Genomic DNA, 25,509 nt, shown 5'->3' on the forward strand with positions numbered 1-25,509 from the left:
CGCCTACGCGCAGGGGACCAGCGCCTGCGCCTTGCCCAACACCTTCTGCCCCTGGAAGTCCACGGTCACGTCGATCCGTGCGGTGCGCCGCTCGGGGTCGAGAGCGCCCACCTTGGCGGTGACGGTCACGACGGCCACGCCGGGGTTAGGCACCGGAATGGGACGCGTGAAGCGCGCCTGCAGGTCCGCGACGTTGCCCGGCCCGGCCCACTCCTCGACCACGGACGCGGCCTGGCCCAGCGTGAGCATGCCGTGAGCGATGACGCCGGGAAGCCCCACCTGCTGCGCGACCACGTCGTTGTAGTGGATCGGGTTGAAGTCGCCCGAGGCCCCTGCGTACCGCACGAGCGAGTCGCGCGTGAGCTCGATCTCGCGCTCCGCGACCACCTCACCTACCTCGAGGCCGTCGAAGCTCGGACGGTTCTCGGCGCTCATGAGGCCTCCTCGCGCACCGCGAGGGTGCTCACCACGGTGGACACGGGCTTGCCGTCGGCGTCGACCAACTCGGTGCGCGTGGTCACCATCGAGATGCCGCCGCGCTGCGTGATCGAGTCGATGTGCACCGTGCTCGAGATGAGGTCGCCCGCGATGATCGGGCGGTGGTGCGTGAAGCGCTCGTCGGCGTGCACCACGCGCGAGAAGTCGACGCCCACCTCGGGGTCGACCACCACGTGGAACTCGGCCTGCTGCGCGATCACGACCGCGAACGTGGTGGGGGCCACCACGTCGGGGTAGCCCTCCGCGCGAGCCGCCTCCTCGCTCAGGTGCGCGAAGGACCTCGCATCCACGGCATCGGCGAATTCGCGAATCTTGATCCGCGTGACCTCGTACGGTTCGTGCGGGCCGTACGCGCGGCCCACCGCCTCGATGTTGACTGGCACGGTTCCACCCTATCGGGAGGAGGGGGGACGATGCTCGGGCCGGGGTGCGGACAGGGGCGCGGCTAGGCACCAACCAACTCGCGGATCAGGGCCACCAGCCGCGGTCGAGGTACGTCGGCCTCGGCGAGCGTGCGGTTGCTTCGGGCCGAGTCGGCGATGTCGCGCAGGATTCCGGACGCATCACCCCGCGCGCCCGAGATGGCCGCCTTGAGCCGCCAGCCACCGATCTCGTCCTGCCGGTCCCGATACTCGTGTGCAATCGCGAGCAGATTGAACAGATCGGTGTAATCCTTGCTCGCGGAACGGGAACGGGTCGCATAGGTCTTCAGGACGACCGCGTGTTCGACGGGCGGCACACGCGCAGCGAATGCCATGGCGGCGCCGTCCGTGAGTGCAGCCTCAACAGTGATCACGATCGGAGGGGCTGCGAGAGCGAGTCCCAGGCCCGGAGTTGCATCGAAGCCACGGCCACCCACCACCTGAGACGAGAAGACCGCCCCCGTCGCCGGTACCAGCCAGTCCACCGCGAGCGTGAGGCCAGCGGCGTTCGCGCGCACATAGCGGTTGCCGACCTCTGCAACGTAGCCGTGCCCGATCAGTCGTTCATGGATGTCTCCGCTCGACGCAATCTCCATCGAGATCGCCGCATCGGTATCGGCGGTGCGCCGCGGGACAACGCCGTCTGCGGGGAACGCTTGGGTCAGGAGACTCACCATCTGTCCGCCGACGATTCGCACGTCTGCATACTCAGCGGTGAGTTCGCACACATCAGCGAGCGAGTGATACGACGCATCGTCCGCACGGGAGACAGCGACAATCGACACCCTGCGATGGATGCCGCCGCGGCCTCCCTGATGGAGTGCGTCACTCATGACGCAACCGCTCCCCATCGGTGCGACGCGTGAGTACCGCGGATTTGAGACGAACTGCCGACTCAGCCGCGTCGGGGCCCCCCGATCGCCGTACATCCCAAGCGACCAACAGAGGGTCTACCGTGTCCTCCCACCCCCACGTACGCGCGGTGGCCCACAGTGTCCAATCCGCCGGAACCGTGACGCACATCGTTGCCTCATCAGGCCCGGACTCAGCCAGGCCATACCGTTGCAGGTCTATCGACCGCTGCACGTAGACGACGCCTCGACCCGGCATACGCCACGGCGCGAACTCGTCCGCTGCGGCATCGCCAGATGACAGCGCACGTGTGTGCATGTCAGCTGCGGCAGTGAGCACGGTCCGCGCCTGAGCCACTACCCCGTCGAGGCCGTACCAGCACGACGTGACACCGCCGGGCCCGCGGTACGAGTCCAGGAATGCGTCCCACATCTGCGTGCGATCCCGCGCCGCCCAGCCGTGCGCACCTCGCTCGACAAGGTCGCCCAGTGCACGAAGGCTCTGAGAGATGGCCGGTTGAGACACCCCGACCTGCCGAGCGAGCTGGGCCTGACTCCATGGGCGTTCAGCGATAGCAAGGACGCGCATCAACCCCCACCGCCCCCAAGGGCTTCGCCTGGTAGCGTCGCGCGCGGCATCGTCGGCAGACGCCCGCGGCCCGAACGCGCAAGGCTCGCCGCGCCAGAGGAGCTCGGCGGTGTCCAGGGAGAGCACGCTCAAGCGGGGGTCGTCGGCGGCGACGGCAAGAAGGGAGCGCGCGGCACGGGGGACAACGAGCAGGGTGTTGCCCGGATGCGCACGAAGCAGCTGGCGCGCCTCCCACTCGTACGTCGCAGCCCGCCGGACCTTGACAGTCACCTCGACGGTCTCGCGAGGAGTCGAGACGACCAGGTCAGTGCCCGAGCTCGCACGAACACTGAAGCCGCACTCCTGCAACGCGGCAACAGCGCGCGTCTCGGCATCGCGCCCCGCCTCCATGGCACCCCCATAAGCCTTGGTGAACAGAATCACTTTAACTTATATGCGGCCCGACTGCACAGGAGCGCCGCGCGGGAAGCGTGCATGCGATGCGCTCGCGACGGTGATCGAGCATCGGCCGGCCTATGCCACCAGGAGGGTGGGGGCGGCTCCGGAGCATTTGATGCATCCGGGGCGGGGGCAGTAAGGATCTCAGGGCATTATGGGACCCAGTTCACCGGCTCCCATGTCCGCGGGTCGATTATCTGGATGCCAGATGGTGCGCTCTCGGACTCCAGCAGTACCGCCGAGATCTCCGCCAGGTCCAGGACGCGGCCACCACCGAGCGGGACACCATCCTTGACGTCCGCGAGCGCCTCCTCGAGGTTCGCGTACGTGTGCGGACTGGTGTCGCCGTCGTAGAAGTAAGGTTTCACGTTGCCGTCGCTGCGCGAGATGCGAATGGACAGCCGGCTCTTGTCCTTGCCGGAGAGGTTCAGGTCGATCAGGTACTTACTGTTGCCGTAGCGCTCGATGGACCCGTTCTCCCTTGAGTGAGTGCCATCGATCAGCTCGGCAGAAGCCATCGACAACTCTCCGGGAACGGTGTCCGTCCCGCTGAATGACAAGGGGGCCTCGACAGTCCCCTCAAAGCGCTGTCCATCCAGGTACTGGACCAGCGGAACCGGCTCCTGGCCGCCGCTCGGAGACCTCTGGAGCTTCTCCGTCGACAGCGCGCGGATCCGTTGATCCCACAGCTGCGGGTAGTTGTCGAAGATCCACTACTCCTCAACGCTCTGAGGATCCACCGCCGGCGTGCACGAGCACAAGCCGAACATGCCGGCCAGAGCGACCACGCCAACCACTACCTGCCTCACCACGCCCCCTCATCACCCTTCCGGCCGCGCGCGCGGTGGATACGGACCCGCGCGACTACCTGCCGCGTCATTCGACCGCAGGGCTCACGCGGCACCGTAGCGGACCACCAGGGCGCGATGATCCGCGCCCTCGATCGATGCGGTCTCGACCCCGACCGCGCCCAGGCCGGTGCCGCACTCGAGCACGTGGTCGATCGCCGCGACCGGAAACAGCCCGCGGCCCTCGGGGAAGGTGGGCAGGAAGCCAGCGCCCGCGCCGTCGGCGGCGTCGACGCATCCGAGCGACTCGATCGCTCGGAACGCCCGGTGGTCGCGCGTCGCGTTGAGGTCCCCCACGACCAGGACCGCGTCGTCCATTCCGGCGACCGCGTCGCGCAGCAGCTCGAGATCCGCCGCCCACCGCGCGTGGTCCGTGGGGCCAGGCGCGGCCGGATGCGGGGCAAGCACGGTGACCGCGCGGCCGTCGAGCTCGGCGACAGCCCACGGAGCACGCGACGTCATCCCCTCGACCTCGCCGCTGTCCCCGAGGGGCAGCGCGGACCACAGACCCGTGCCGGTGAACCCCTCCTCCGGCAGGAGCACGGAGTGCGGCAGCGCGTCCTCGAGTCCCGCGGCAACCAGCGCGTCCGCGGCATCCGGCGTGAGCTCCTGGACCGCGAGGAGGTCGACCTCGCCCTCGCGCACGAGCGCCACCACCGCATCCGCGTCCACGCGGCCGAACGTCGCGCTCACGCTCGCCACGGTCAGGGCGGCGTCCTCCGCTGTCGCGCCCGCGCCTGCGGAGAACAGCGGCGCCTGCCAGGCCACGCACAGCGCGAGCACGGCGGCCGCCGCGCCGGCGACCGCCCACGCGCGCGCGGCCAGGGCCAGGGCCAGCGGGATCAGGCACGCGAGCACGACCCACGGCATGAGAGCCACGAGGATCGCGAGCGGTCCGGCCTCGACGCCCGTCAGCCTCGCGAGCACCGGTATCGACACGGCCACCAGAGCCAGGACCGCGAGCGCGCGGGCGACACGGCGAACCCGTGTCTGCTCCGGCCTCCGCCCTGGCGCGAGAGCGGGGCCGCCGGTCGGCGCGGCCGGCTCCCTCCGAGCATCATCCATGCCCCGCATCATGACACCCTCCCCACCCGGGAACGACGAAGGCCCGCCGCCCCAGCGGGGGCGACGGGCCTCGTCTCAAGCGTGATGCTTAGCGCGTCTCGCGGTGCGCGGTGTGCTTGCCGCACTTCCGGCAGAACTTGGAGAGCTCCACACGGTCGGGGTTGTTACGGCGGTTCTTGCGCGTGATGTAGTTGCGGTCCTTGCACTCGGTGCACGCGAGCGTGATCTTCGGACGAACGTCGTTCTTGGCCATGTGGTCTCTCCCAGCCTTGTCGTGACACGCCTGCGACAGCGCGAGATCAGGCTGATGGCCTGTTCCGTAGCGAGGGCGGGGCTCGAACCCGCGACCTCACGATTATGAGTCGTGCGCTCTAACCAGCTGAGCTACCCCGCCGCGTGCCGCCGCGCGAACGCGAACGGCGATCCGCCGCAAGAATCGCGACGGATAGAGAGCCCCGACAGGGAATCGAACCCTGGACCTTTTCCTTACCATGGAAACGCTCTGCCGACTGAGCTATCGGGGCCAGCCGGAACAGGGTACACGCCGCGGAACCCAAAAGTGAAATCGGAGCCGGGGCGCCCGGCGCGGCTGTCGGACCGCCCTCCTAGAGTGACACGGTGACCACCTCGCTGACGGCCGCCGAGGCCCGCCGGATCCACCTCGCCGCGCAGTCTCTCGCGCGCCGGCGCCCGCCCGGCAGGCCCGGCCCCGCGCGCTTCCGCGAGTACCTCGACCGCCAGGGCGTGCTGCAGCTCGACTCGGTCAACGTGCTCGCGCGCGCCCACTACCTCCCGCTGTACTCGCGCTACGGTCCGTACGACCGTGATCGCCTCGACGGGTGGCTGTCCGGCTCCGACCACGCCTTCGAGCACTGGGGTCACGAGGCCTCCGTGATGCCGCGCGCGCTGCTGCCCGCGATGCATCACCGGATGGTCGCGGGGACCTCGTGGCAGGTGCGCACGCGCGAGCGCCTCGACCGTGAGCGGCCCGGACTGCTCGACGAGGTGCGCGCGCGGGTGGAGGAGTCGGGGCCCTTCACGTCCTCGGAGCTCGAGCACCTGGCCCCTCGCGAAGGGCGGCGCGGCACGTGGTGGGACACGTCGCACGTCAAGGACGCTCTCGATCACCTGTTCATCACGGGCGAGGTCGCGTCCGCGCGCGGGCCCCACTTCCGGCGCACGTATGACTCGACGTCGCGCGCGTGGGGACTCGCTCCCGCCTCGCGCGGCGACTGGGGGATGCCCGCCTACGACGCGCATCGCACCCTGTTCGACCACGCCCTCGCCGCCACGGGAATCGGCACGCCGTCCGACCTCGCCGACCACTTTCGACTGCCCCGCGCGCATCGCGCCGGCTGGGCGGACTCGGCGGTCGAGCGCGGCCTCGCGCGATGGGTCGAGGTCGAGGGCTGGCGGGAGCCGGCGCTGCTCGCCACCGGGGCGTCCGATCCCGTCCGGGCCACGGCATCGGCGCTGCTCAGCCCGTTCGACCCCGTGTGCTGGTACCGCCCGCGCCTGCTGCGGATGTTCGGTGTCGATTACCGCATCGAGATCTACACCCCCGCCCCGCAACGCGTGTACGGCTACTACTGCCTGCTCTTCCTGCACGGCGACCGCTTCGAGGCGCGCGTGGACCTCAAGGCCCTACGCAAGGACGGCGTGTTGTCGGTCGAGTCCGCATGGCGCGAGCCCGGACGCCCCCAAGGGACACGGCGCAGGGACGATGCCTCGGTGGCCGCCGCGCTCGCCGCAGAGCTGGCGGTGATGGCGGGCTGGCTAGGCCTGGGCGAGGTGCGGGTCGTCCCGCGGGGTGACCTCGCCGCCGCGCTCGAGGCGGAGGTGCGCCTCCTCTAGCGCGGGTGCGCATCCCGGCGCCGGACGAACCGTGTCCGCCCACGCAGATCCCCGCCAAGGCGTCGGTTGCGGCACGGCGTGGCGGGCGAAACGATGGGGGGATGGATACCGCACGCCTGCAGCAGGCCGCCAAGGATCACCTGTGGATGCACTTCACGCAGCACTCGCGCTACGCCGAGGCGGACGTGCCGATCATCGTGCGCGGCGAGGGCGCCTACATCTGGGATGCCGAGGGCAGGCGCTATCTCGACGGCCTCGCGGGGCTGTTCGTCAACCAGCTGGGCCACGGCCGCGCGGACCTCGCGGAGGCGGCCGCCGCCCAGGCGCGCGAGCTCGCCTTCCACCCGCTGTGGTCGTACGCGCATCCGCGCGCGATCGAGCTCGCGGAGCGCCTCGCCCACCACGCCCCCGGCTCGCTCAACCGCGTGTTCTTCACGAGCGGCGGCGGCGAGGCGGTCGAGTCCGCATGGAAGCTCGCGAAGAACTACTTCAAGCTCGTGGGCAAGCCCATGAAGCACAAGGTCATCAGCCGCGCCGTCGCGTACCACGGCACCCCGCACGGCGCGCTGTCGATCACGGGGCTGCCGTCGCTGAAGCAGCAGTTCGAGCCGCTGGTGCCCTCGACGTTCCGCGTGCCCAACACGAACGCGTACCGCGCGAGCGAGATCACGCACGGGCTGCACGACGGCTCGGATGCCGAGGCGTTCGGGCGGTGGGCCGCCGACCAGATCGAGGTCGCGATCGAGAACGAGGGCCCCGAGAGCGTCGCGGCCGTGTTCCTCGAGCCGGTGCAGAATGCGGGCGGCTGTTTCCCGCCGCCTCCCGGCTACTTCGCTCGCGTGCGCGAGATCTGCGACCGCCACGACGTCCTGTTGGTGTCCGACGAGGTCATCTGCGCGTACGGGCGCCTGGGCGAGATGTTCGGCGCCACCCGGTTTGGCTACGAGCCGGACATCATCACGTCGGCCAAGGGACTGACCTCCGGCTACGCACCCATGGGCGCCATGATCGCGTCGGATCGACTGATGGAGCCGTTCCTCGCCGCGGGCGAGATGTTCGCGCACGGGTACACGTTTGGGGGCCACCCCGTCGCGGCCGCGATCGCGATGGCCAATCTCGATGCCTTCGAGAACGAGGGCGTGCTGGCCCACGTGCGTGAGACCGCCCCGGCGTTCCGCGCGACCCTGGAGCGGCTGCTCGACCTGCCCATGGTGGGCGACGTGCGCGGAGACGGCTTCTTCTACGGCATCGAGCTGGTCAAGGACAAGGCGACGCGGGAGACGCTCACCGACGAGGAGGGCGAGCGGGTCCTGCACGGCTTCCTGTCCAAGGAGCTCTACGCCGCCGGGCTGTACTGCCGCGCGGACGACCGCGGCGACCCGGTCATCCAGCTGTCGCCGCCGCTGATCGTGGGCCAGGCCGAGTTCGACGAGATGGAGCGCATCCTGCGCGACGTCATCACGCGGGCGTACGCGCTGCTGTAGATCGGAGCCGCCCGCGCGCCGGGCCGAGCACGCGCTCAGCTCAGCCCACGGGCGGCGTGCGCGATCGCCCGCGATCCGGGTCGAGACGGCCTGAAGCGCGGGCCGATCGGGGATCGACCCGCGCTCCGGGCTGACGCCGGGTGCCTACCTCGCGGACACCTTGCCCCGGGCCCGACGCCGCGACGCGACCTCACCGAGGATCACGAAGGTCAGCGCCGCGATGAACATCAGGGTGCCGATCACGTTGACCTGCATGGGCACGCCGCGCTGCGCCGCTCCCCACACGAACATCGGGAAGGTGACCGTCTGGCCGGCGTTGAAGTTCGTGATGATGAAGTCGTCGAAGGACAGCGAGAACGCGAGCAGGGCCGCGGCGAGGATGCCGGGGAAGACCAGCGGGAACGTGACGCGCCAGAACGTCTGCCACTCGTTGGCATAGAGGTCCATCGCGGCCTTCTCCAGATTGGAGTCCAGGCCCGAGAGACGCGACCGCACCGTCACCACCACGAATGAGATGCAAAACATGATGTGTGCGACGAGGATCGTCCAGAAGCCCAGCTGGCCGCCCAGCCCCGCCGCGACGAACAGCGCCAGCAGGGACGAGCCCATCACGATCTCGGGAGTGGCCATCGGCAGGAACACCATGAGGTTGGCCGTCGATCGCCCCTCGAAGCGGTGGCGCACGAGCGCGAAGGCCGCGAGCGTGCCGATGATGGTCGACACGATCGTCGCGAGCAGGCCGATGCTGATGCTCACGCGCAGCGACTCGCACATCCCCAGCGGGGCGCACGGGTTGAGCCAGTTGTCCCACGTGAAGGACTGGAACTGATAGAGGTTGCGCGACTGCGACGCGTCGTTGAAGGACATCAGCGCGACGATGAAGTTGGGGATGTACATGTACAGCAGGACCAGCAGGCCCAGCGCGAGCGCGAGGTGACGGCCGATCCATCGGCCCACACGGGTCATCACAGGAGGTCCTCCGTTCCCGCCTTGCGCACGTAGTAGAGCACCATCGCGACGATCATCGCCATGAGGATCACGGACAGCGCCGCCGCGTGCGGATAGTCACCCACCGTCGTGAAGAGCGCCTGGATGCGGTTGCCGACCATCTGGGTGTTGGGGCTGCCCAGGAGTTCGGCATTGATGTAGTCACCGGTCGCCGGGATGAAGGTCAGCAGCGTGCCGCCCACCACTCCCGGCAGCGACAGCGGCCAGATGACGCGCCAGAAGCGCTGCACGGGGTTCGCGTACAGGTCCGCCGCCGCCTCGTTGAGCTTCGGGTCGATCTTCTCGAGGCTCGTGTACAGCGGCAGGATCATGAACGGCAGGAAGTTGTACGTGAGGCCGGCCACCACCGCGACGGGCGTCGCGAGCAGGCGCCCATCCTCCGCGAGCAGGTTGAGCGACTGCAGCGTCTCGACGATCCACCCGTTGTCCGCGAGGATCAGCTTCCACGACAGCGTGCGCACCAGGAAGCTGGTGAAGAACGGCGCGATGACCAGCACCAGCATGATCGTCTTGAACCGCCCCGCCTTGAACGCGATCGCATAGGCAAGCACGTAGCCGAGGATGAGGCAGAAGAACGTCGCGATGCCCGCATAGAGCAGCGACCTGCCCAGATAGGGCCAGTAGTCCGCGAGCGCCTCGACGTAGTTCTGGACGCGCCACGTCAGCGTATAGCCGGTGACCGGGTTGCCCGCAGGATCCGACAGCGACGTCGTGAGCAGGGACAGGATCGGGAACAGGAAGAAGACCGCGAGCCACAGCGCGGCCGGGGCGATCAGGATGTACGCGGCATTCCTGCCGAAGACGCGCTGGAGGGCGGTCACGTCACTCCTCCTCGATCCCGGCCCCGGCATCCTGAGACGAGTCGAGGAGGAACGCGAACTCGGGCCTCCAGGACACGTCGACCTGAGTGCCGACCGCCACGAGTCCGCCGCGCCGTCCCGTGTTCTGCTCGAAGCAGATGAGCTCCTGGCCCCACGGCATGCGCAGGTGGTACTCGGTCGAGACTCCCATGTAGCTCGCCTCGCTCACCACGGCGCCCGAGAAGAAGTTGCCCGGCGCGTCGAGCGGCGTGCCCGCCGGCTGGATGAGGACCTTCTCGGGACGGATGCCGATCCAGCCCTCGGAGGACTCCGTGTGGACGCGACTGGCCTTGATCGTCACCACCGTGCCGTGCATGTCGACCTTGACCACGGCATCGGCCCCCGTGCCTTCCCTGCCCACGACCGTGCCCTTGACCAGGTTCGATCGACCGAGGAAGTTGGCCACGAACGTGGTGTGGGGGTTGGTGTAGAGGTCATAGGGAGTGCCGAGCTGCTCGATGCGCCCCTCGTTCATCACCGCGACCGTGTCGGCCATGGTCATGGCCTCCTCTTGGTCGTGCGTGACGTGGACGAATGTCAGGCCTACTTCCTCCTGGATCCGCTTGAGCTCGATCTGCATCGCGCGGCGGAGCTTGAGGTCGAGCGCGCCCAGCGGCTCGTCGAGCAACAGCACCTCGGGGCGGTTGATGAGGGCGCGGGCCAGGGCCACGCGCTGCTGCTGGCCACCCGAGAGCTGAGCGGGCTTCTTGGCGGCCTGCTCGGTCAGCTCGGTGAGCTCGAGGATCTCCTTCACCTGGGACGCGGTGTCCTTGACCCCGCGCCGCTTGGGACCGAACTCGACGTTCTCCGCGATGGTGAGGTGGGGGAACAGCGCGTAGTTCTGGAACACCGTGTTGACGGGACGCTTGAAGGGCTTCTCGTGGGTGATGTCGGTGTCGCCGATGTGGATGGTGCCCGCGGTGGGGCCCTCGAGTCCCGCGACCATGCGCAGGGTCGTGGTCTTGCCGCACCCCGACGGGCCGAGCAGGGCGAAGAAGGAACCCTGCGGGATCACCAGATCGAGCGACTTCACCGCGACGAAGCCGTTGGGGTAGCGCTTGGTCAGCCCCGCGAGCCGGAGGTCGCGGCGAGCATCCTCAGCCAGTGACATCCGCGAAGTCCCTCTCGTATCCGGACGCCTTGGCCTCGTCGAGCGACATGAAGCCGTTGGTCTGTGCGAGGTACTCGTCGGTCGGGAAGATCAGCGGGTTGTCGACCAGCGACGGGTCGATGGACTCCATCTCCTCGCGCGCGCCCTCTACCGGGCAGACGTACCAGACGTAGGCCGCGAGCTGGGCCGCGATCTTCGGGTCGTAGTAGAAGTCGATCCACTTCTCGGCGTTGGCCTTGTGCATGCCCTGGACGGGGATGAGCATGTTGTCCGACCAGATCATCATGCCCTCGTCCGGCGGGAGGAAGACGAGGTTCTCATCCTCCGCCGCGGCGACGTCACCCGACCACGCGACGCAGGCCGCGATGTTGCCCGCCGCGAGGTCGTTGATGTACTCGTTGCCGGTGAATGCACGGATCTGGCCGTCCGCGCGCGCCTTGCTCAGCTTCTCGAGCGCGGCGCCCCAGTCGTCGTCGGAGAAGTTCGCCGGATCCGCGCCGTTGCTCAGCATGAGGAGGCCCATGGTGTCGCGCATCTCGGTGAGCATCGTGACCTTGCCCTTGAGGTCCGAGCGCGTGAGGAGCTCGTCCATGGTGCGCACCTCGCCCACGAGCGACTTGTTGTACGCGATGCCGGTGAAGCCCGACTGCCACGGCGCGGAGTAGTCGCGGTTCGGGTCCCATCCGACGCCCTGCAGCGAGGAGATGAGGTTGGCGTCGAGGTTGGGGACGTTGGCCTTGTCCAGCTGCTGAATCCAGCCGGCATCGATCATGCGCGCGGCCATCCAGTCGGTCAGCATGAACATGTCGCGGCCCGTCGGCTGGCACGCGCCCAGCTGGTTGCGCACGCGCGCAAAGAACTCGGAGTTGTCGTTGACGTCGGGCGTGTAGGAGACCTGGATGCCGGTCTGCTCCTGGAACTGCGACAGCGTGGACAGGTAGTCGCCGTCGTCCTCGTCGATGTACTCGGGCCAGTTCGAAATCGCGAGACGTGCCTCAGTCGACGACAGGTCCGTGGTCACGCATCCCGCGGTGCCGCCGCCTCCCCGCGTGCCGAGATAGGCAATCGCCGCGATGCCTGCGGCGCCCGCGGCGCCTCCCAGGATCAGCCCTCGGCGCGAGATGCCCCTCTTCTGTCCCTCTTCCGGCGGCATGACCTCGTCCACATCAACCTCCTCGACTCCGCGGCGCACGCACCGACTGGTGCGTTGTTGCCGATAGTTGCACCACTGCGAGCGTGGGCACAATGGATTGTTGCACCGGGTCGGACGATCTGTACGGAATGTCTCGCAAACTTAACATCGGGGAAACGGAACGGCCTCGAAGGGCCCGTGGTGGGGCCCCTCCGTCCACACTGTCGGCGTGAGCACCTCAGCGCGCCCGTCCCTGTGGCTCGACACCGTCGAGGACTCTCTCGCGCCCACGGATCCGCTCGAGGGGGACGTCGTGGCGGACGTCGCGATCGTCGGCGCGGGCTTCACCGGCCTGTGGACCGCGCTCTACCTGACCCGTGCGCGACCCGACCTGCGCATCGTCATCCTGGAGCGTGAGCACGCCGGCTACGGCGCCTCGGGCCGCAACGGCGGCTGGGCGTCCGCGCTCTTCCCCAGCTCGATCGCGACCCTCGCGCGCGAGCACGGGGTCGACGCCGCGATGCGGCAGCACCGCGCCATGCGCGAGTCGATCGACGAGCTCCTGCACACGGCCGCCGCGGAGGGGATCGACGCGGGCGCGGCCAAGGGCGGGACGATCGTTGTCGCGCGCACGCCCGTCCAGCTCGCGCGCGCTCGCGCGGAGGTCGAGGAGGCGCGGCGTTGGGGCCGCGAAGAGGCCGAGATCGCGCTGCTGGGACGGGACGATGCCCTCGGCCGGCTTCACGCCGAGGGTGCCCTGGGCGCGACCTACACCCCGGACTGCGCCGCGATCCACCCCGGCCGGCTGGTGCGCGGACTCGCGCAGGCCGTCCGCCGCCGCGGCGTGCGCGTGCACGAAGCGACCGAGGTCACCGACATCTCGCCACACCGCGTGACCACTTCGCGCGGCGTTGTGACCGCGGACTACATCGTGCGCGCGACCGAGGGCTACACCCCGGGGCTGCCCGCCAGCAGGCGTGCCGTGATCCCGATGCAGTCGCTCGTGATCGCGACCGCTCCCCTGCCGGCCGTGACGTGGGAGCGGATCGGGCTCGACCGCCGCGAGACGTTCTCGGACGGCAGGCACCTCATCATCTACGGGCAGCGCACCGCCGACGACCGCATGGTCTTCGGCGGTCGCGGGGCGCCCTACCGGTGGGGATCGTCGACGCGGCTCAATGCGCGGCGCGCGCACCGCGTGCACCGCGCGCTGCACGGGATCCTGGTCGACATGCTGCCCGCGCTTGAGGGCGCGGAGATCACGCACGCGTGGGGCGGGGCGCTCGGCATCGCGCGCGACTGGCACGCGTCGGTGGGCCTCGACCGTGCGACGGGGATCGCGTGGGCGGGCGGCTACGTGGGCGACGGGGTCACCACCACCAACCTGGCGGGGCGCACGCTGCGCGACCTCATCCTGGGCGAGGACACCGCCCTCGTCACGCTGCCGTGGGTGAACCACCGCTCGCGCCGATGGGAGCCGGAGCCGCTGCGATGGCTCGGCGTCAACGCCGGCCTACGAGCCATGGCGCTCGCCGACCACGAGGAGCGCGCCACGGGTCGCACCAGCGCGGTCGCGCGCGTGATGGCGCCGCTCATGGGCGGCCACTGACGCGGACCCGCGCGGCATCGGGGCGCGAATCGGGTTACGGTTTTTCCCGCTGCCCGCGCGACGCGGGCCCGTCCCCGATTGGAGTCCACCGTGGCATCCCAGCCCGCGTCCTCGTCCCGCGCCCGACTTCAGGGGCGGGTGATCGGCATCAGCGTGGGTGCCGCGCTCGGTGGCTTCCTCTTTGGCTTCGACTCCTCGGTCATCAACGGGGCAGTCGACTCCGTCCAGGGCGCGTTCTCCCTGTCCGATGCCTTCACTGGCTTCGCGGTCGCGTCCGCGCTGCTCGGATGCGCGGTCGGCGCGTGGTTCGCGGGAGGAATCGCCAACCGCCACGGACGCATCCGCGTGATGGTGATCTCCTCGATCCTCTTCCTGATCTCGGCGCTCGGGTCGGGCCTCGCGACGGGCATCTGGGATCTCATCGGTTGGCGCGTGCTCGGAGGCCTCGCGGTGGGTGCGGCATCGGTCATCGCACCCGCGTACATCGCGGAGGTCTCGCCCTCGGCCTTCCGCGGCCGGCTGGGCTCGCTCCAGCAGTTCGCGATCGTGATCGGCATCTTCACCGCGCTACTCAGCGCGCAGGTCCTCGCGATGATCGCGGGCGGCGCCGCCGAGGAGCTGTGGTGGGGACTCGAGGCGTGGCGGTGGATGTTCATCGTGGAGGCCGCGCCCGCGCTCGTGTATGGCCTCACTGCGCTTCGCCTTCCCGAGTCCCCCCGCTTCCTGGTGGGACGCGGCCGCGACGACGAGGCGGCGCACATCCTTGCCACGTACTCCGGCGTCGAGGACGTCGACGCCAAGATCGCCCAGATCCGCGACTCGCTCGGCACCGACGAGAAGCGCTCGCTGAGCGATCTGCGCGGCAACCGCCTCGGCCTCAAGCCCATCGTGTGGACCGGCATCTTGCTGTCCGTCTTCCAGCAGTTCGTGGGCATCAACGTGATCTTCTACTACTCGACGACACTGTGGAGGTCGGTGGGCTTCGAGGAGTCCCAAGCCTTCACCACGTCGACCATCACCTCGGTCACCAACATCGTCGTGACGATCATCGCGATCGCCCTGGTCGACCACATCGGTCGCAGGCGCCTGCTGCTCATCGGATCGCTCGGCATGACGGCTTCGCTCGGCACCATGGCCGTCGCGTTCGCGAACGCGAGCGTCGACGCGGAGGGTGCAGCCACGCTATCGGGGGTGTGGGGACCCATCGCGCTGGTGGCCGCCAACGCCTTCGTCGTGTCCTTCGGCGCCACCTGGGGTCCCGTGGTGTGGGTGCTGCTCGGGGAGATGTTCCCCAACAAGATCCGCGCGACGGCGCTCGCCGTCGCGGCGGCGGCGCAGTGGCTCGCGAACTGGACGATCACCGTCTCCTTCCCGACTCTCGCCGGAATGGGCCTGCAGCTTCCCTACGCGCTCTACACCGCGATGGCCCTGCTGTCCTTCGTGTTCGTCTATCTCCGCGTCGAGGAGACCAAGGGCCGCGAACTCGAGGACATGCACGACGGCTCACGCCCGCGGCGAGAGGCCGCGACCGCCTGACGCACACGCGACCGCCCCGGCGACGCCGGCATCGTCCCTCTCAAGGGGGGACGATGCCGGGAGCCAGGAAACGCGACAGCGCCCCTCCCGCGGGGGAGGGGCGCTGCTCGTGGGTGGCGGGTGAGGGATTCGAACCCCCGAAGTCAGTGACGGCTGATTTACAGTCAGCTCCCTTTGGCCGCTCGGGCAACCCGCCGATGCGCCGCAGGGCGGCGCGCATGGAAGGATAGCAAGGATTGGACCCCCGGCGCGAACCCGCGTCGATGGCCCGAGAGACGCACGCGATCGCGCCGCCACCGCGGCGCCCCCGAGGAGGAGACATGGCAGGCGACAGCAGCTTCGACGTGGTGAGCAAGGTGGACCGCCAGGAGGTCGACAACGCGCTCAACCAGGCCGCGAAGGAGATCGCTCAGCGCTACGACTTCAAGGGCGTGGGCGCATCGATCGAGTTCTCGGGCGAGTCGATCCTCATGAAGGCGAACAGCCCCGAGCGCGTCAAGGCCGTCCTCGATGTGTTCATCGGCAAGCTCGCCAAGCGCAACATCGAGATGAAGGCGCTCGAGTGGGGCGAGCCGCAGCCCTCGGGCAAGGAGTTCCGCCTGGTCGCCGAGGTCAAGGAGGGCATCGCGCAGGACGTCGCGAAGAAGCTCACCAAGCTCGTGCGCGACGAGGGACCCAAGGGCGTCAAGGCCCTCATCCAGGGCGACGAGTTGCGCGTGACCTCGAAGAGCCGCGACGACCTTCAGGCGACGATCGCGCTGCTCAAGGGCGCCGACGTCGACGCCGCGCTGCAGTTCGTCAACTTCCGCTGACGCCGTGAGCGCCCCGCGCCGGTCTGCTGACCCGCGCGGCGCGTCTCCCGCGGACCGCCCCCGGACCGCCCGCGCGCGATCGCGCCGCCTCCGCGCCTGGATCCCGCCCCAACACGGGGTCTGGGCGATGCTGCTGTTGCCGTACCTCGCCGGGCTCAGGTTCGGCGTCGCCTGGCTGCACGTCCCGCTCCTGCTTGGCTGGCTCACGGGCTGGCTCGCGTCGTATCACCTGCTGCTGTGGGTTAAGACGGGCCGGTTCCTGCGCGTACGCGCGCAGGTGCTGACCTTCGGCGCCACGTGCGCCGCGGCGCTGCTGCCGGTGGTGGCGCTGCGACCGGGCCTCGCGTGGTTCGCGCCCGCCTTCGCCGTCCTGCTCGCGGTCAACGTGGTCCTCACGCGCGCGGGACAGGAGCGGTCGAGCGTCAACGGGATCGCCTCCGTGACCATGGCCTCACTCATGGCGATGATCGTGCCGGCGACCGCGGGACTCGATTGGCGCCTGGGCGTGCCGGTCGCACTGGTCGCGTGGGCCTACCTCGCGGGGTCGGTGCTCTATGTGAAGACCATGATTCGTGAGCACGGATCGCTCCTTCATCGCGTGGTGTCCGCGCTGTTCCATGCGGCAGCCCTGGTCGCGACCACGGCGTACTGGCCGTGGCTCGCGGCGACGTTCGGACTGCTCCTCGCGCGCGCCCTGATCCTGCCCGCGCGTGCGCGACTGCGGGTGGCGATCATCGGCGCCTCCGAGGTGGGCGTGAGCCTGGTGGTGCTCGCGAGCCTGCTGCTCATGCCCGTGTGACACCCGCCCGCCGGTGACACACTGCAGTCATGACCCTGGTCCGCGTCCACAACCTCGCGGTCTCGCTCGACGGCTTCGCCACGGGTGAGGACCGCAGCGTCGAGGCCCCGTTCGGTCATGCGGGCATGCGGCTCATGGAGTGGTTCAAGGACACCGCAACATGGGCGGCGCTCCAGGGCGTGCCCGATGCCCCGCCGACTCCCGACGACGCATTCGCGCGACGCTCGTTCGAGGGGATCGGCGTCGAGATCATGGGCGCGGGCAAGTTCGGACCGCCCGGCTGGCAGGACGATGCGCACTGGCACGGCTGGTGGGGCGAGCAGCCGCCCTTCCACACACCCGTGATCGTGCTCACGCACCGGCCACGCGAGCCGCTCACCCTGGGGGACACGACCTTCCTGTTTCGCGCCGCGCGCGCTGAGCGGTGGCGCTGAACTTCAGCGCCAAGGGCCACACGTCAGCGCAGGTAGCCGCGCGTGCGCGCCATCTCCTCGAGTCGGGCGATGCGGCGGTCCATGGGCGGGTGCGTGGCGAAGAGGTTCGACATCCCCGCGCCGCGGAACGGGTTGGCGATCATCATGTGCGAGACGTTCTCGAGGTCGGGAGAGTCCTTGAGCGGACGCGCGCGGGTGCCGGACTCGAGCTTGCGCAGCGCGGACGCGAGCGCGAGCGGGTCGCCCGTGAGGGTCGCGCCGTCCTCGTCGGCGTCGTACTCCCGCGTGCGGGAGATCGCCATCCGGATCAGCGCCGCCGCGATCGGGGCGAGGATCAGCATCGCGATGAGCCCGATCGCCCCGAGCGGGTTCTCGCGGTTCGAGTTGCCGCCGCCAAAGAAGAACAGCATCTGCGCGACCGCGGTGATCATGCCCGCGAAGGCCGCGGCCACCGACCCGATGAGGATGTCGCGGTTGTAGACGTGCATGAGCTCGTGGCCCAGCACCCCACGCAGCTCGCGCTCGTCGAGGAGCTCGAGGATGCCCTCCGTGCAGCAGACGGCCGAGTTCTGCGGGTTGCGCCCGGTCGCGAACGCGTTCGGGGCGGCCGTCGGCGAGATGTACAGCCGCGGCATCGGCTGGTTGGCCTCGCGGCTCAGGTCGCGCACGATGCGATACATCGCGGGCTGCTCGACCTCGGTGACGGGACGCGCGTGCATGGCCCGAATGGCGAGCTTGTCCGAGTTCCAGTAGCCGTACGCCGTGCCCGCCACGGACAGCAGCGCGAAGAGCCACAGGTACTGGCCGCCGCCGATGAACGACCCCAGCGTGAGCATCACCGCCCACAGCGCCACGAACAAGCCGGTGGTCTTCAGGCCGTTGAAGTACTTCCTGTTCACGCGTCCCCTCCGTCAATCCCTCGCACTCAGAACGGTCACGCGGTCCCCCAGGTTCCCCGCGGCAGTGCGTGTCACCCCGCCGTGGAGAACTCCCTCTCGAGGCACACGAGCACCGTCGCGCCACGAAGCGCCGCCACCGGATCCTCGACCTCGCGACGGTACCTCTCGGACAGTGCGACGCCGGAAGCCACCTCGACGCCCTTCTCGCGCTCGGTCGCCACCAGAGAGTCGGCGAGGAGTCGCGCGACGGCGCCGACGTCGGACGCGTCGTCCGGACGCCAGCGCCTCACGGGCGGCGGCTCAGGCGCGCTCGGCGAGGCGACCGAGCGCGATGTCGGTCATCTCCTCGCGCGGCACCACCTTGACGCGCTCGCGCCCCTCGGCCTCACCCAGCGCGCGCTCGTGAGCGTCGAGGACCTCCCAGTCCTTCCACTGGACCACCGGCACGTCGCGCTCCTTGAGCAGGCGCAGGATGTTGTCGGGGCTCAGCTGCTCGGGGCTCGCCTGCGTGCCCTCGTAGAGCGCCGCGGCATCCTCGACCAGGTTCGCGACGGTCTCGGACGCGTCGGACTTGGTGTGACCGATGAGCCCCACGGGCCCGCGCTTGATCCAGCCGGTCGCGTAGAAGCCGTGCACGCGCTCGCCCGAGTCCTCGATGACGCGTCCGCCCTCATTGCGGATCACGCCGCGGCGCCCGTCGAACGGCACGCCCTCGATCTCGGTGCCCCAGTACCCGACCGCGCGATAGACGGCCTGCACGGGGTAGTCGATGAACTCGCCCGTGCCCTTGACCGTGCCGTCACCCTGAAGGGCCGTGCGCTCCATGCGAATGCCCGTGACCCTGCCGTCCTCGCCCAGCACCTCGTGCGGGCTCTGGAGGAAGTGCAGGTGGATGCGGCGCGACGCGCCGGTGGGCTCCTTGAGCGTCCAGTCGGTGAGGGTCTTCACGACCTGCTTGGTCTGGTGGTGGCCCTCGATCGCGGCCATCGAACCCTCGTCGAAGTCGTAGTCCTCGGGGTACACGATCACGTCGACGTCGGGCACGTGGCCCAGCTCGCGCAGCTCGAGCGGAGAGAACTTGACCTGGGCGGGACCGCGCCGTCCGAACACGTGGACGTCCGTGACGGGCGAGGACTCGAGGCCCTCGACCACGTTCGCCGGCACCTCGGTGGGCATGAGGTCCTTGGGGTGCTTCGCGAGGATGCGCGCGACGTCGAGGGCGACGTTGCCGACGCCGAGCACGGCGATCTCCTTGGCCTCGAGCGGCCACGTGCGAGGCACGTCCGGGTGGCCGTCGTACCAGGACACGAAGTCGGCGGCGCCATACGATCCATCCAGGTCGATACCAGGAATATCGAGGTCCGCGTCCGAGAACGATCCGGTCGCGAAGATCACGGCGTCGTAGTGCTCGCGAAGGTCCTGCAGGCTGAGGTCGGTGCCGATGTTGACGTTCGCGAGGAGGCGGATGTCGCCGCGGCCCAGCACGTTCGCGAGCGCCACGATGATCTGCTTGATGCGCGGGTGGTCGGGGGCCACGCCGTACCGCACGAGGCCGAAGGGCGCGGGCAGCCGCTCGATGATGTCGATCGACACGTCGAGGTCGGTCTTGGACAGGATGTCGGCGGCGTAGGTGCCGGCGGGGCCGGCGCCGATGATGGCGACGCGGAGCGGACGATGCGTGGTCACGGCGAATTCCTCGGGGCTGCGGGGTCGGATGTGCGGAGTAGGACGCGGTACTGCTGCGCCCGACCCGGGCGAACGGCACCAGAGTATAGACACGCCGCCATCGCAGAAATCCAGCGGACGACCTCAGCCTACGCCCCCGGGGGTATACTCCGCTGCCCCGCCTGTGCCTCCTCCGCCGCGGCGAGCGACGCGAAACCCGCGAGCGCCACGGTGTGGCCGACCGTGAGCTCGGTGAGGTTGACGCGCTCAGCCGCGAGCGCGTCGACCAGCTCGCCGTACAGGCGCAGCGTGCGCGTCGAGTACGTGCCGAGCTCCCCGCGCAGGTACGTCTCGAACGACGTGTCCGCGAGGGTGTCCTCCGCGGTGGTGAGCACGCGCATGCCCAGGCCCAGGCGCGGGAAGCGGCCGCGGAAGTCCCTGGCCCACGCCACCTGAGCCGCGATGATGCGCTCCTGCAGCGCGACCCGGGCGCTCGACAGCGCCGGCAGGTGTGGGGCGAGGTCCCGCGCAAACCTGTCCGGCTCGACGGATGCCATCATGCGCGCGTACTTCTCGGTGACCAGGTTGCGTCCCGTGACGTCCGCGGCGTCAAGGTCCGCCGCGTAGCTCTCGAGGAGCGCGGGGGTCCACGTGAGGAACTGGCTCACGCGCATCGCCCGGAAGGTCGGCCAGTCGTCCTGGCAGTCCGCGCGCCCGTCCTCGCCGCGCACGTGCTGAAACTGCGCGAACTCGTGTCGCGCGACGCGCTCGGCCGCCTCGAGGGTCGCCGTCCGCCTCACAGCGCACGCAGCCAGTCGTCGCCGATGCGCGCCTGCACGTGGGCACGCTGATGCTCGAGGAACGTGTCGGTCGACGCGCTCAGCCCCTGCGCACGCAGCTCGCCCGCGATGAGGGCGCACGTCCGGTCGATGGCCACCGCGAGCGACTCCCGCGCGCCGGGGTCGGCGCCCACGCACGCGGCCGACGCGTCGCGCGTGACGTCCGCGAGCAGCGACGGCACCTCGGGCAGCCGCGCGCCGGGGCGCGACGCCAGGTCACGCAGCGCGGCGAACCGCCACTTGTAATACGGCAGGTAGCCGACCGCGGTGGGACCGCCGAGCAGGAACACCAGCGAGGCAGCCGCATTCACGAACTCGGCAGCCGCGAGCCACGCGGCCTCTCCGTCGCCGCGGCTCAGCATGCGCGGCACGTTGTACTGGCCCGCCTGCGAGGCCATCGCGAGCCGCCGACCGATCAACGCGAGCCTGACGTCGGCCGGCATGCGCCGGAAGCCATTGCGCACCCCGCTGAACGCTCCGCGCGGATCGGCAAACACCGCGCCGTTGGTCGCCGCGGCGAGCGTCGCCTCCTCGAGGGCGAGCCACTCGTGGGGTCTGTCGGCACCGGGGGCGGCCGGGTGACCCGTGATCCCCTCGAAGAATGCGCCGATCTCGAACACCCCCACGCGCCGGCCGGCACCGCTCGCGCGCTCGGTCGCCAGCCGCGGCCCGTAGCCGAGGAACTGGGTCGGCAGCGCGTCGTACGCGTCCTGCAGCTGCACGCCCCACGCGGCGTGGTCGTCGGCGGTGAGCCACAGGCAGAAGCCCGGACCGAAGTCGTGGTCGCGCGAGACGGCGTCGTCGAAGCCGTAGCACTCGGAGCCGTGGCCCACGAGGCCCGCCGCGACCCGCCCCCGTAGCGCGGGAAAGCGCGCGAGCAGCTCGGGACCGTGCGCGTCCCAGAACGCGCGCGACAGCTCGAGCCCCGTCAGGTCGGGGCGGGGGGCGGAGGGAGATGCGGGCGCGGGGGACGATGCGGCGGCCCGCCCGTCCCGGCGCGCCAGCGCCGCCTCCGCGTCGGCGAGGTTCGCCGCGGTGACCGCGTGCGCGTCGGACTCCGTGCCGTAGCTCGCCTCGACGATCGCAAGCGCCTCGCGGTACGCATCGACCGCTCCCGCGGCGTCGCCCGCGGCCAGTCGAGACTGGCCCAGCCCCGCGAGGGCGGCGGCGGCATGCGGATCCGTGCCGTGGCCGCCGGCGCGGAAGACCGCGAGCGCGCGCAGGGCGTGGGAATCGGCCTCCGCGTCGCGGCCGAGCGCGCGTGCCGCATGCGAGAGATTCACGAGAGTGGTCGCGACGTCGGGGTCCGTGGCGGGATCGGGGACAGCATCGGCACCGTGCTCGAGCGAGGCGAGCGCCGTCGAGAGCTCGCGGTGGGCGCCCTCGTGGTCGCCCTGATCGCCGAGCAGGATGGCGAGGTTGTTGCGCAGCGCCGCGATGCGCCGGTCCCCCGGCGCGAGCGCGGACCCGGCTGCGCGGAGCGCCGCCTCGTAGACCGCGCGCGCCTCGTCCGCGAGCCCGGCGGCCCTCAGCGAGGTCGCGGCGTTGATGAGGGTCACGGCGTGCGGCTCGGACCCCTCGAGCCCCATGTCGAGCGCGAGGGCGATCCCGGCACGCGCGGCGGCGACGCCCTCGTCGTGGCGCCCGATCGAGCGCAATAGGCCCATCTGCTCGTTGAGGATCGTGAGGCGAGCGCCGCGGTCGCCGAGCCGCACGGCCTCGTCGAGCGCCTCGCGCACGAAGTCTCTCGCTGCCGGAGCGCCGGAGCGCGCGAGGATCGCGTCGAGGCCGCGCACGAACGCCTCGACATCGAAGGCGCCATCGCCGGCGGCGGCCTGATCCACGGTTCTCCCCTCGACGGACTCCCCCTCACGCTAGGCGCGTCCGACCCGCGGCGGCGGGGCCGGAGGTCCCGGCCCCGCGGGCCTCTCGACACCCCCGGGGGCATCGGGCCTGGTAGTGGCCGTGCCTGCTAACCCGGGCATCGTCCCCCGCGCCCTTCCCAAGTCCCCCGGTGATGTGTCATCATCTCGCCCATGGCCTTCCACGCAAACCGCGCACCGATGTGCTGCGTTTGCTGTGCCATGTGTCTGTCGGCCTGAGTCGCCCACGGAACCTGTCCCAACTTCCTGGGCGCTCGGCCTGACGAGCGCACCTCAGACGCGCCCGCCCGGCCGCAGCTCCCACCGACACGACTGGAGGAGCGGTGAGCCCCACCACCGACGCCGCCGACACCACCCCCCACCGCGCACCCCAGGCGCTGACCGATGCCGACGAGCGTCGTCGTCACCGCGAGGAGGCGCGCCTCATCCGCACCCGCGAGGCCGCCGCACGCAAGGACACCGCGGCCAAGGACGGCCAGTGGGCCTCCGGCGACCGCACCCCGCTGAACCCCAACGAGGAGTTCAAGTCGACGGGTGACCCGCTTGAGGTCCGTCACCGCATCGAGACGATGTACTCGAAGTGGGGCTTCTGGTCGATCCCGCCCTCGGACCTGCGCGGCCGCTTCCGCTGGTGGGGCCTGTACACGCAGCGCCGGCCCGGGATCGACGGCGGCCGCACCGCGATCCTCGAGCCGCACCAGCTCGATGACGAGTACTTCATGCTGCGCGTCCGCTCCGACGGCGGCCAGCTGTCCGTCGCCCAGGCGCGCGAGATCGCGGCGATCTCTCAGGAATTTGGCCGCGACACCGCCGACGTCTCGGACCGCCAGAACATCCAGCTCCACTGGATCCGCGTCGAGGACGTGCCCGAGATCTTCCGCCGCATCGAGGCGGTGGGACTGTTCACCACGGAGGCGTGCGGCGACGTCCCCCGCGTGATCCTGGGCTCCCCCGTCGCGGGCGTCGCGAAGGACGAGCTGATCGACCCGACCCCGCAGATCCGCGCGATCATCGACCGCGGAATCGGCAACCCCGAGTTCTCGAACCTGCCGCGCAAGTTCAAGTCGGCGATCACCGGCACGCGCATCCCCGACATCGTCCACGAGGTTCAGGACGTCGCGTTCGTCGCCGTCGAGCACCCCGAGCTCGGCGTGGGCTACGACCTGTGGGTGGGCGGAGGACTCAGCATCAACCCTCAGTTGGGCGTGCGCCTGGGCGCCTTCGTCGAGCCCGACAAGGTCGCGGACGTCTGGGCCGGTGTCATCGGCATCTTCCGCGACCATGGCTACCGCCGCCTGCGCACGCGCGCCCGCCTCAAGTTCCTGGTCAAGGCGTGGGGCGCGGAGAAGTTCCGCGAGGTGCTCGAGAACGACTACCTGGGCTGGAAGCTCCCCGACGGCCCGGGCCCCGAGGTGGGCCGCCCGGGCGACCGCGGCGACCACGTGGGCATCCATGAGCAGAAGGACGGGCGCTACTACGTCGGCGCCGCGCCCATCGCGGGCCGCATCTCGGGCGCCAAGCTCGCCGCGATCGCCGACATCGCCGAGGCCGCCGGCTCCGACCGGATCCGCCTCACCCCCCTCCAGAAGGTGCTCATCCTGGATGTGCCGGAGGACAAGGTCAACGACGTCGTCAATGGACTGCGCGCTCTCGAGCTCGAGGCGCAGCCGGGCGAGTTCGCCCGCAACGTCATGGCCTGCACGGGCATCGAGTACTGCAAGCTCGCGATCGTCGAGACCAAGGCCACCGCTCGCGAGGTGGTGACCCGCCTCGATCAGGCCTTCCCCACGCTCGACGCCCCCATCACGGTGCACGTCAACGGCTGCCCGAACTCGTGCGCGCGCATCCAGGTCGCCGACATCGGCTTCAAGGGCCAGCTCGTGCTGGACGACGAGACCGGCGAGCAGGTCCCCGGCTTCCAGGTGCACCTGGGTGGCCGCCTGGGCCGCGGCGAGGACAACGACTTCGGTCGCAAGATCCGCGCGCACAAGGTGAAGGCCGATGGCATGCCCGACTACGTCGAGCGCGTCACCCGCAACTACCTCGAGACCCGCACGGACGGCGAGCAGTTCGCCGACTGGGCCTTCCGGGTGGACGAGGAGCTGATCAAGTGAGCACCGGCCTCCCCGGGTTGGGCTCCGCGTCGCTCACCCTCCTCAACCCCACCGAGTGGAACGCGCAGACGTGCGCCGAGGTCAACGCGCGCCTCGAGACTGCCTCGGCCGCGCACATCGCGGACTGGGCGGTGGCGACCTTCGGCGCCCGCTTGGCCGTGGCATCGTCCATGCAGGACACGATCCTCCCCCACCTGTTCGGGACCCGCCTGCCGGGTGTGGACGTGCTCTTCCTCGAGACCGGCTACCACTTCCCCGAGACGATCGTCACGCGGGACGAGGCCGCGCGGGCCTTCGACATCACCGTGGTCAACGTCCTGCCCGAGCAGACCGTCGAGGAGCAGGATGCGACCCACGGCAAGGATCTCTTCGCTCGCGACCCCAATCTGTGCTGCGCGCTGCGCAAGGTGGAGCCGCTGCGCCGCGCCCTCGAGGGCTACGCCGCCTGGGTCACGGGCGCGCGCCGCGTCGACGCGATCACCCGCTCCGAGATGCCGGTGGTCAGCTGGGACGCCAAGCACGGACTCGTGAAGATCAACCCGCTCGCGCTATGGGATGACGCCGCCGTCGAGGCCTATCAGGAGGCCAACGACCTCCCCCGCCACCCGCTGGTGGCTCAGGGCTACCCGAGCATCGGCTGCCTGCCGTGCACCCGCAAGGTCGCGCCGGGCGAGGACCCGCGCTCCGGGCGTTGGGCCGGCCAAGGCAAGACCGAGTGCGGCATCCACACCTCGTAGACCACCCGTCCCCGACAAGACA

At 70.2% G+C, this 25,509-nt stretch carries 25 protein-coding genes and 3 tRNA genes; 9 read left to right on the forward strand and 19 right to left on the reverse strand.

Going from position 1 to position 25,509, the window contains the following annotated elements; all coding sequences use genetic code 11:
* Positions 1-3: 3 nt before the first annotated feature.
* The 9 genes from ABEA62_RS07140 to ABEA62_RS07175 all read right to left on the reverse strand — a co-directional run bounded on the left by ABEA62_RS07140 (position 4) and on the right by ABEA62_RS07175 (position 5,235).
* Entirely contained in the window at positions 4-435 is a 432-nt protein-coding gene (locus ABEA62_RS07140; protein WP_286214934.1) for a MaoC/PaaZ C-terminal domain-containing protein, read from the reverse strand.
* Complete coding sequence (locus ABEA62_RS07145; protein ID WP_286214933.1) at positions 432-881, reverse strand: FAS1-like dehydratase domain-containing protein; 450 nt, start codon at positions 879-881, stop codon at positions 432-434. Before ABEA62_RS07145 ends, ABEA62_RS07140 begins: the two co-directional genes overlap by 4 nt.
* A gap of 62 nt (positions 882-943) precedes the next feature.
* Positions 944-1,753 carry a hypothetical protein gene (locus ABEA62_RS07150; protein ID WP_286214932.1) on the reverse strand — a complete coding sequence of 270 codons (810 nt, stop codon included), beginning with the start codon at positions 1,751-1,753 and terminating at the stop codon, positions 944-946.
* Positions 1,746-2,750, reverse strand: a complete 1,005-nt coding sequence (locus ABEA62_RS12700) for a winged helix-turn-helix domain-containing protein (RefSeq protein ID WP_425557994.1) — start codon at positions 2,748-2,750, stop codon at positions 1,746-1,748. The genes ABEA62_RS07150 and ABEA62_RS12700 overlap by 8 nt, the downstream gene beginning before the upstream one ends.
* 200 nt (positions 2,751-2,950) lie before the next feature.
* Positions 2,951-3,316 carry a hypothetical protein gene (locus ABEA62_RS07155; RefSeq protein ID WP_286214931.1) on the reverse strand — a complete coding sequence of 122 codons (366 nt, stop codon included), beginning with the start codon at positions 3,314-3,316 and terminating at the stop codon, positions 2,951-2,953.
* Between the two features lie 375 nt (positions 3,317-3,691).
* Positions 3,692-4,711 carry an endonuclease/exonuclease/phosphatase family protein gene (locus ABEA62_RS07160; RefSeq protein ID WP_286214930.1) on the reverse strand — a complete coding sequence of 340 codons (1,020 nt, stop codon included), beginning with the start codon at positions 4,709-4,711 and terminating at the stop codon, positions 3,692-3,694.
* 88 nt (positions 4,712-4,799) lie between these two features.
* Positions 4,800-4,964, reverse strand: coding sequence for a 50S ribosomal protein L33 (gene rpmG, locus ABEA62_RS07165; RefSeq protein ID WP_042213233.1), 165 nt, complete (start codon positions 4,962-4,964; stop codon positions 4,800-4,802).
* A gap of 67 nt (positions 4,965-5,031) precedes the next feature.
* A tRNA-Met gene (locus tag ABEA62_RS07170) sits at positions 5,032-5,105 on the reverse strand.
* A gap of 57 nt (positions 5,106-5,162) precedes the next feature.
* A tRNA-Thr gene (locus tag ABEA62_RS07175) sits at positions 5,163-5,235 on the reverse strand.
* A 94-nt stretch (positions 5,236-5,329) separates the two neighbouring features.
* Here ABEA62_RS07175 and ABEA62_RS07180 point away from each other — a divergent pair.
* Both ABEA62_RS07180 and ABEA62_RS07185 read left to right on the forward strand, forming a co-directional pair.
* Positions 5,330-6,565 (forward strand): winged helix-turn-helix domain-containing protein, encoded by a 1,236-nt coding sequence (locus tag ABEA62_RS07180; RefSeq protein ID WP_286214926.1) that lies wholly within the window; start codon positions 5,330-5,332, stop codon positions 6,563-6,565.
* Between the two features lie 101 nt (positions 6,566-6,666).
* The gene (locus ABEA62_RS07185) at positions 6,667-8,049 is read left to right on the forward strand and encodes an aspartate aminotransferase family protein (protein WP_286214924.1); all 1,383 of its coding nucleotides are present in this window, start codon (positions 6,667-6,669) and stop codon (positions 8,047-8,049) included.
* Positions 8,050-8,193: 144 nt separating this feature from the next.
* Here the strand turns inward: ABEA62_RS07185 and ABEA62_RS07190 are convergent, their stop codons facing one another.
* Genes ABEA62_RS07190 through ABEA62_RS07205 form a run of 4 tightly spaced genes read right to left on the reverse strand, consistent with a single transcriptional unit; the run spans position 8,194 to position 12,193 of the window.
* Positions 8,194-9,015: an ABC transporter permease gene (locus tag ABEA62_RS07190; RefSeq protein WP_286214922.1), complete on the reverse strand. Its 822-nt coding sequence runs from the start codon at positions 9,013-9,015 to the stop codon at positions 8,194-8,196.
* Positions 9,015-9,878 (reverse strand): ABC transporter permease, encoded by an 864-nt coding sequence (locus ABEA62_RS07195; protein ID WP_286214921.1) that lies wholly within the window; start codon positions 9,876-9,878, stop codon positions 9,015-9,017. The genes ABEA62_RS07190 and ABEA62_RS07195 overlap by 1 nt, the downstream gene beginning before the upstream one ends.
* Before the next feature lies 1 nt (position 9,879).
* Positions 9,880-11,028: an ABC transporter ATP-binding protein gene (locus ABEA62_RS07200; protein ID WP_286214920.1), complete on the reverse strand. Its 1,149-nt coding sequence runs from the start codon at positions 11,026-11,028 to the stop codon at positions 9,880-9,882.
* Entirely contained in the window at positions 11,015-12,193 is a 1,179-nt protein-coding gene (locus ABEA62_RS07205; protein WP_286214919.1) for a polyamine ABC transporter substrate-binding protein, read from the reverse strand. The genes ABEA62_RS07200 and ABEA62_RS07205 overlap by 14 nt, the downstream gene beginning before the upstream one ends.
* A 196-nt stretch (positions 12,194-12,389) precedes the next feature.
* On the opposite strand from ABEA62_RS07205, the gene ABEA62_RS07210 reads away from it, so the two are divergent.
* Entirely contained in the window at positions 12,390-13,769 is a 1,380-nt protein-coding gene (locus tag ABEA62_RS07210) for an NAD(P)/FAD-dependent oxidoreductase (protein WP_286214917.1), read from the forward strand.
* Between the two features lie 90 nt (positions 13,770-13,859).
* Positions 13,860-15,305 carry a sugar porter family MFS transporter gene (locus ABEA62_RS07215; protein WP_345379350.1) on the forward strand — a complete coding sequence of 482 codons (1,446 nt, stop codon included), beginning with the start codon at positions 13,860-13,862 and terminating at the stop codon, positions 15,303-15,305.
* Positions 15,306-15,419: 114 nt separating this feature from the next.
* On the opposite strand, the gene ABEA62_RS07220 is transcribed toward ABEA62_RS07215, so the two are convergent.
* A tRNA-Tyr gene (locus ABEA62_RS07220) sits at positions 15,420-15,501 on the reverse strand.
* 124 nt (positions 15,502-15,625) lie between these two features.
* On the opposite strand from ABEA62_RS07220, the gene ABEA62_RS07225 reads away from it, so the two are divergent.
* Genes ABEA62_RS07225 through ABEA62_RS07235 form a run of 3 tightly spaced genes read left to right on the forward strand, consistent with a single transcriptional unit; the run spans position 15,626 to position 17,350 of the window.
* Positions 15,626-16,117, forward strand: coding sequence for a YajQ family cyclic di-GMP-binding protein (locus ABEA62_RS07225; protein WP_286214915.1), 492 nt, complete (start codon positions 15,626-15,628; stop codon positions 16,115-16,117).
* A 4-nt stretch (positions 16,118-16,121) separates the two neighbouring features.
* Positions 16,122-16,916: a YwiC-like family protein gene (locus ABEA62_RS07230; protein ID WP_286214913.1), complete on the forward strand. Its 795-nt coding sequence runs from the start codon at positions 16,122-16,124 to the stop codon at positions 16,914-16,916.
* 29 nt (positions 16,917-16,945) lie between these two features.
* Positions 16,946-17,350, forward strand: a complete 405-nt coding sequence (locus ABEA62_RS07235) for a dihydrofolate reductase family protein (protein WP_286214910.1) — start codon at positions 16,946-16,948, stop codon at positions 17,348-17,350.
* A 23-nt stretch (positions 17,351-17,373) separates the two neighbouring features.
* On the opposite strand, the gene htpX is transcribed toward ABEA62_RS07235, so the two are convergent.
* The 5 genes from htpX to ABEA62_RS07260 form a co-directional block, all read right to left on the reverse strand.
* The gene (htpX, locus tag ABEA62_RS07240) at positions 17,374-18,249 is read right to left on the reverse strand and encodes a zinc metalloprotease HtpX (protein ID WP_286214908.1); all 876 of its coding nucleotides are present in this window, start codon (positions 18,247-18,249) and stop codon (positions 17,374-17,376) included.
* A gap of 71 nt (positions 18,250-18,320) precedes the next feature.
* Entirely contained in the window at positions 18,321-18,539 is a 219-nt protein-coding gene (locus ABEA62_RS07245; protein WP_286214906.1) for a hypothetical protein, read from the reverse strand.
* 10 nt (positions 18,540-18,549) lie between these two features.
* Positions 18,550-19,935, reverse strand: a complete 1,386-nt coding sequence (locus tag ABEA62_RS07250) for an FAD-dependent oxidoreductase (RefSeq protein ID WP_286214904.1) — start codon at positions 19,933-19,935, stop codon at positions 18,550-18,552.
* Between the two features lie 128 nt (positions 19,936-20,063).
* Complete coding sequence (locus tag ABEA62_RS07255; RefSeq protein WP_286214902.1) at positions 20,064-20,714, reverse strand: DUF4125 family protein; 651 nt, start codon at positions 20,712-20,714, stop codon at positions 20,064-20,066.
* On the reverse strand, positions 20,711-22,597 hold the full coding sequence (locus ABEA62_RS07260) for a DUF4037 domain-containing protein (protein ID WP_286214901.1): 1,887 nt from the start codon (positions 22,595-22,597) through the stop codon (positions 20,711-20,713). The genes ABEA62_RS07255 and ABEA62_RS07260 overlap by 4 nt, the downstream gene beginning before the upstream one ends.
* 362 nt (positions 22,598-22,959) lie before the next feature.
* On the opposite strand from ABEA62_RS07260, the gene ABEA62_RS07265 reads away from it, so the two are divergent.
* Positions 22,960-24,750: a nitrite/sulfite reductase gene (locus ABEA62_RS07265; protein ID WP_345379357.1), complete on the forward strand. Its 1,791-nt coding sequence runs from the start codon at positions 22,960-22,962 to the stop codon at positions 24,748-24,750.
* Positions 24,747-25,487, forward strand: coding sequence for a phosphoadenylyl-sulfate reductase (locus ABEA62_RS07270; RefSeq protein ID WP_286214900.1), 741 nt, complete (start codon positions 24,747-24,749; stop codon positions 25,485-25,487). Before ABEA62_RS07265 ends, ABEA62_RS07270 begins: the two co-directional genes overlap by 4 nt.
* Positions 25,488-25,509 lie beyond the last annotated feature (22 nt).

Origin of the sequence: Demequina sediminis (assembly GCF_039545075.1) — a bacterium.
Lineage (GTDB): Bacteria > Actinomycetota > Actinomycetes > Actinomycetales > Demequinaceae > Demequina > Demequina sediminis.

Bases quoted from the DNA above. Each gene is read 5' to 3' on its own strand.
- ABEA62_RS07190 (WP_286214922.1), bottom strand. From the start codon at position 9,015: ATGACCCGTGTGGGCCGATGGATCGGCCGTCACCTCGCGCTCGCGCTG.
- ABEA62_RS07235 (WP_286214910.1), top strand. From the start codon at position 16,946: ATGACCCTGGTCCGCGTCCACAACCTCGCGGTCTCGCTCGACGGCTTC.
- ABEA62_RS07150 (WP_286214932.1), bottom strand. From the start codon at position 1,753: ATGAGTGACGCACTCCATCAGGGAGGCCGCGGCGGCATCCATCGCAGG.
- ABEA62_RS12700 (WP_425557994.1), bottom strand. From the start codon at position 2,750: ATGGAGGCGGGGCGCGATGCCGAGACGCGCGCTGTTGCCGCGTTGCAG.
- ABEA62_RS07185 (WP_286214924.1), top strand. From the start codon at position 6,667: ATGGATACCGCACGCCTGCAGCAGGCCGCCAAGGATCACCTGTGGATG.
- ABEA62_RS07225 (WP_286214915.1), top strand. From the start codon at position 15,626: ATGGCAGGCGACAGCAGCTTCGACGTGGTGAGCAAGGTGGACCGCCAG.
- ABEA62_RS07155 (WP_286214931.1), bottom strand. From the start codon at position 3,316: ATGGCTTCTGCCGAGCTGATCGATGGCACTCACTCAAGGGAGAACGGG.
- ABEA62_RS07200 (WP_286214920.1), bottom strand. From the start codon at position 11,028: ATGTCACTGGCTGAGGATGCTCGCCGCGACCTCCGGCTCGCGGGGCTG.
- rpmG (WP_042213233.1), bottom strand. From the start codon at position 4,964: ATGGCCAAGAACGACGTTCGTCCGAAGATCACGCTCGCGTGCACCGAG.
- ABEA62_RS07140 (WP_286214934.1), bottom strand. From the start codon at position 435: ATGAGCGCCGAGAACCGTCCGAGCTTCGACGGCCTCGAGGTAGGTGAG.
- ABEA62_RS07160 (WP_286214930.1), bottom strand. From the start codon at position 4,711: ATGGATGATGCTCGGAGGGAGCCGGCCGCGCCGACCGGCGGCCCCGCT.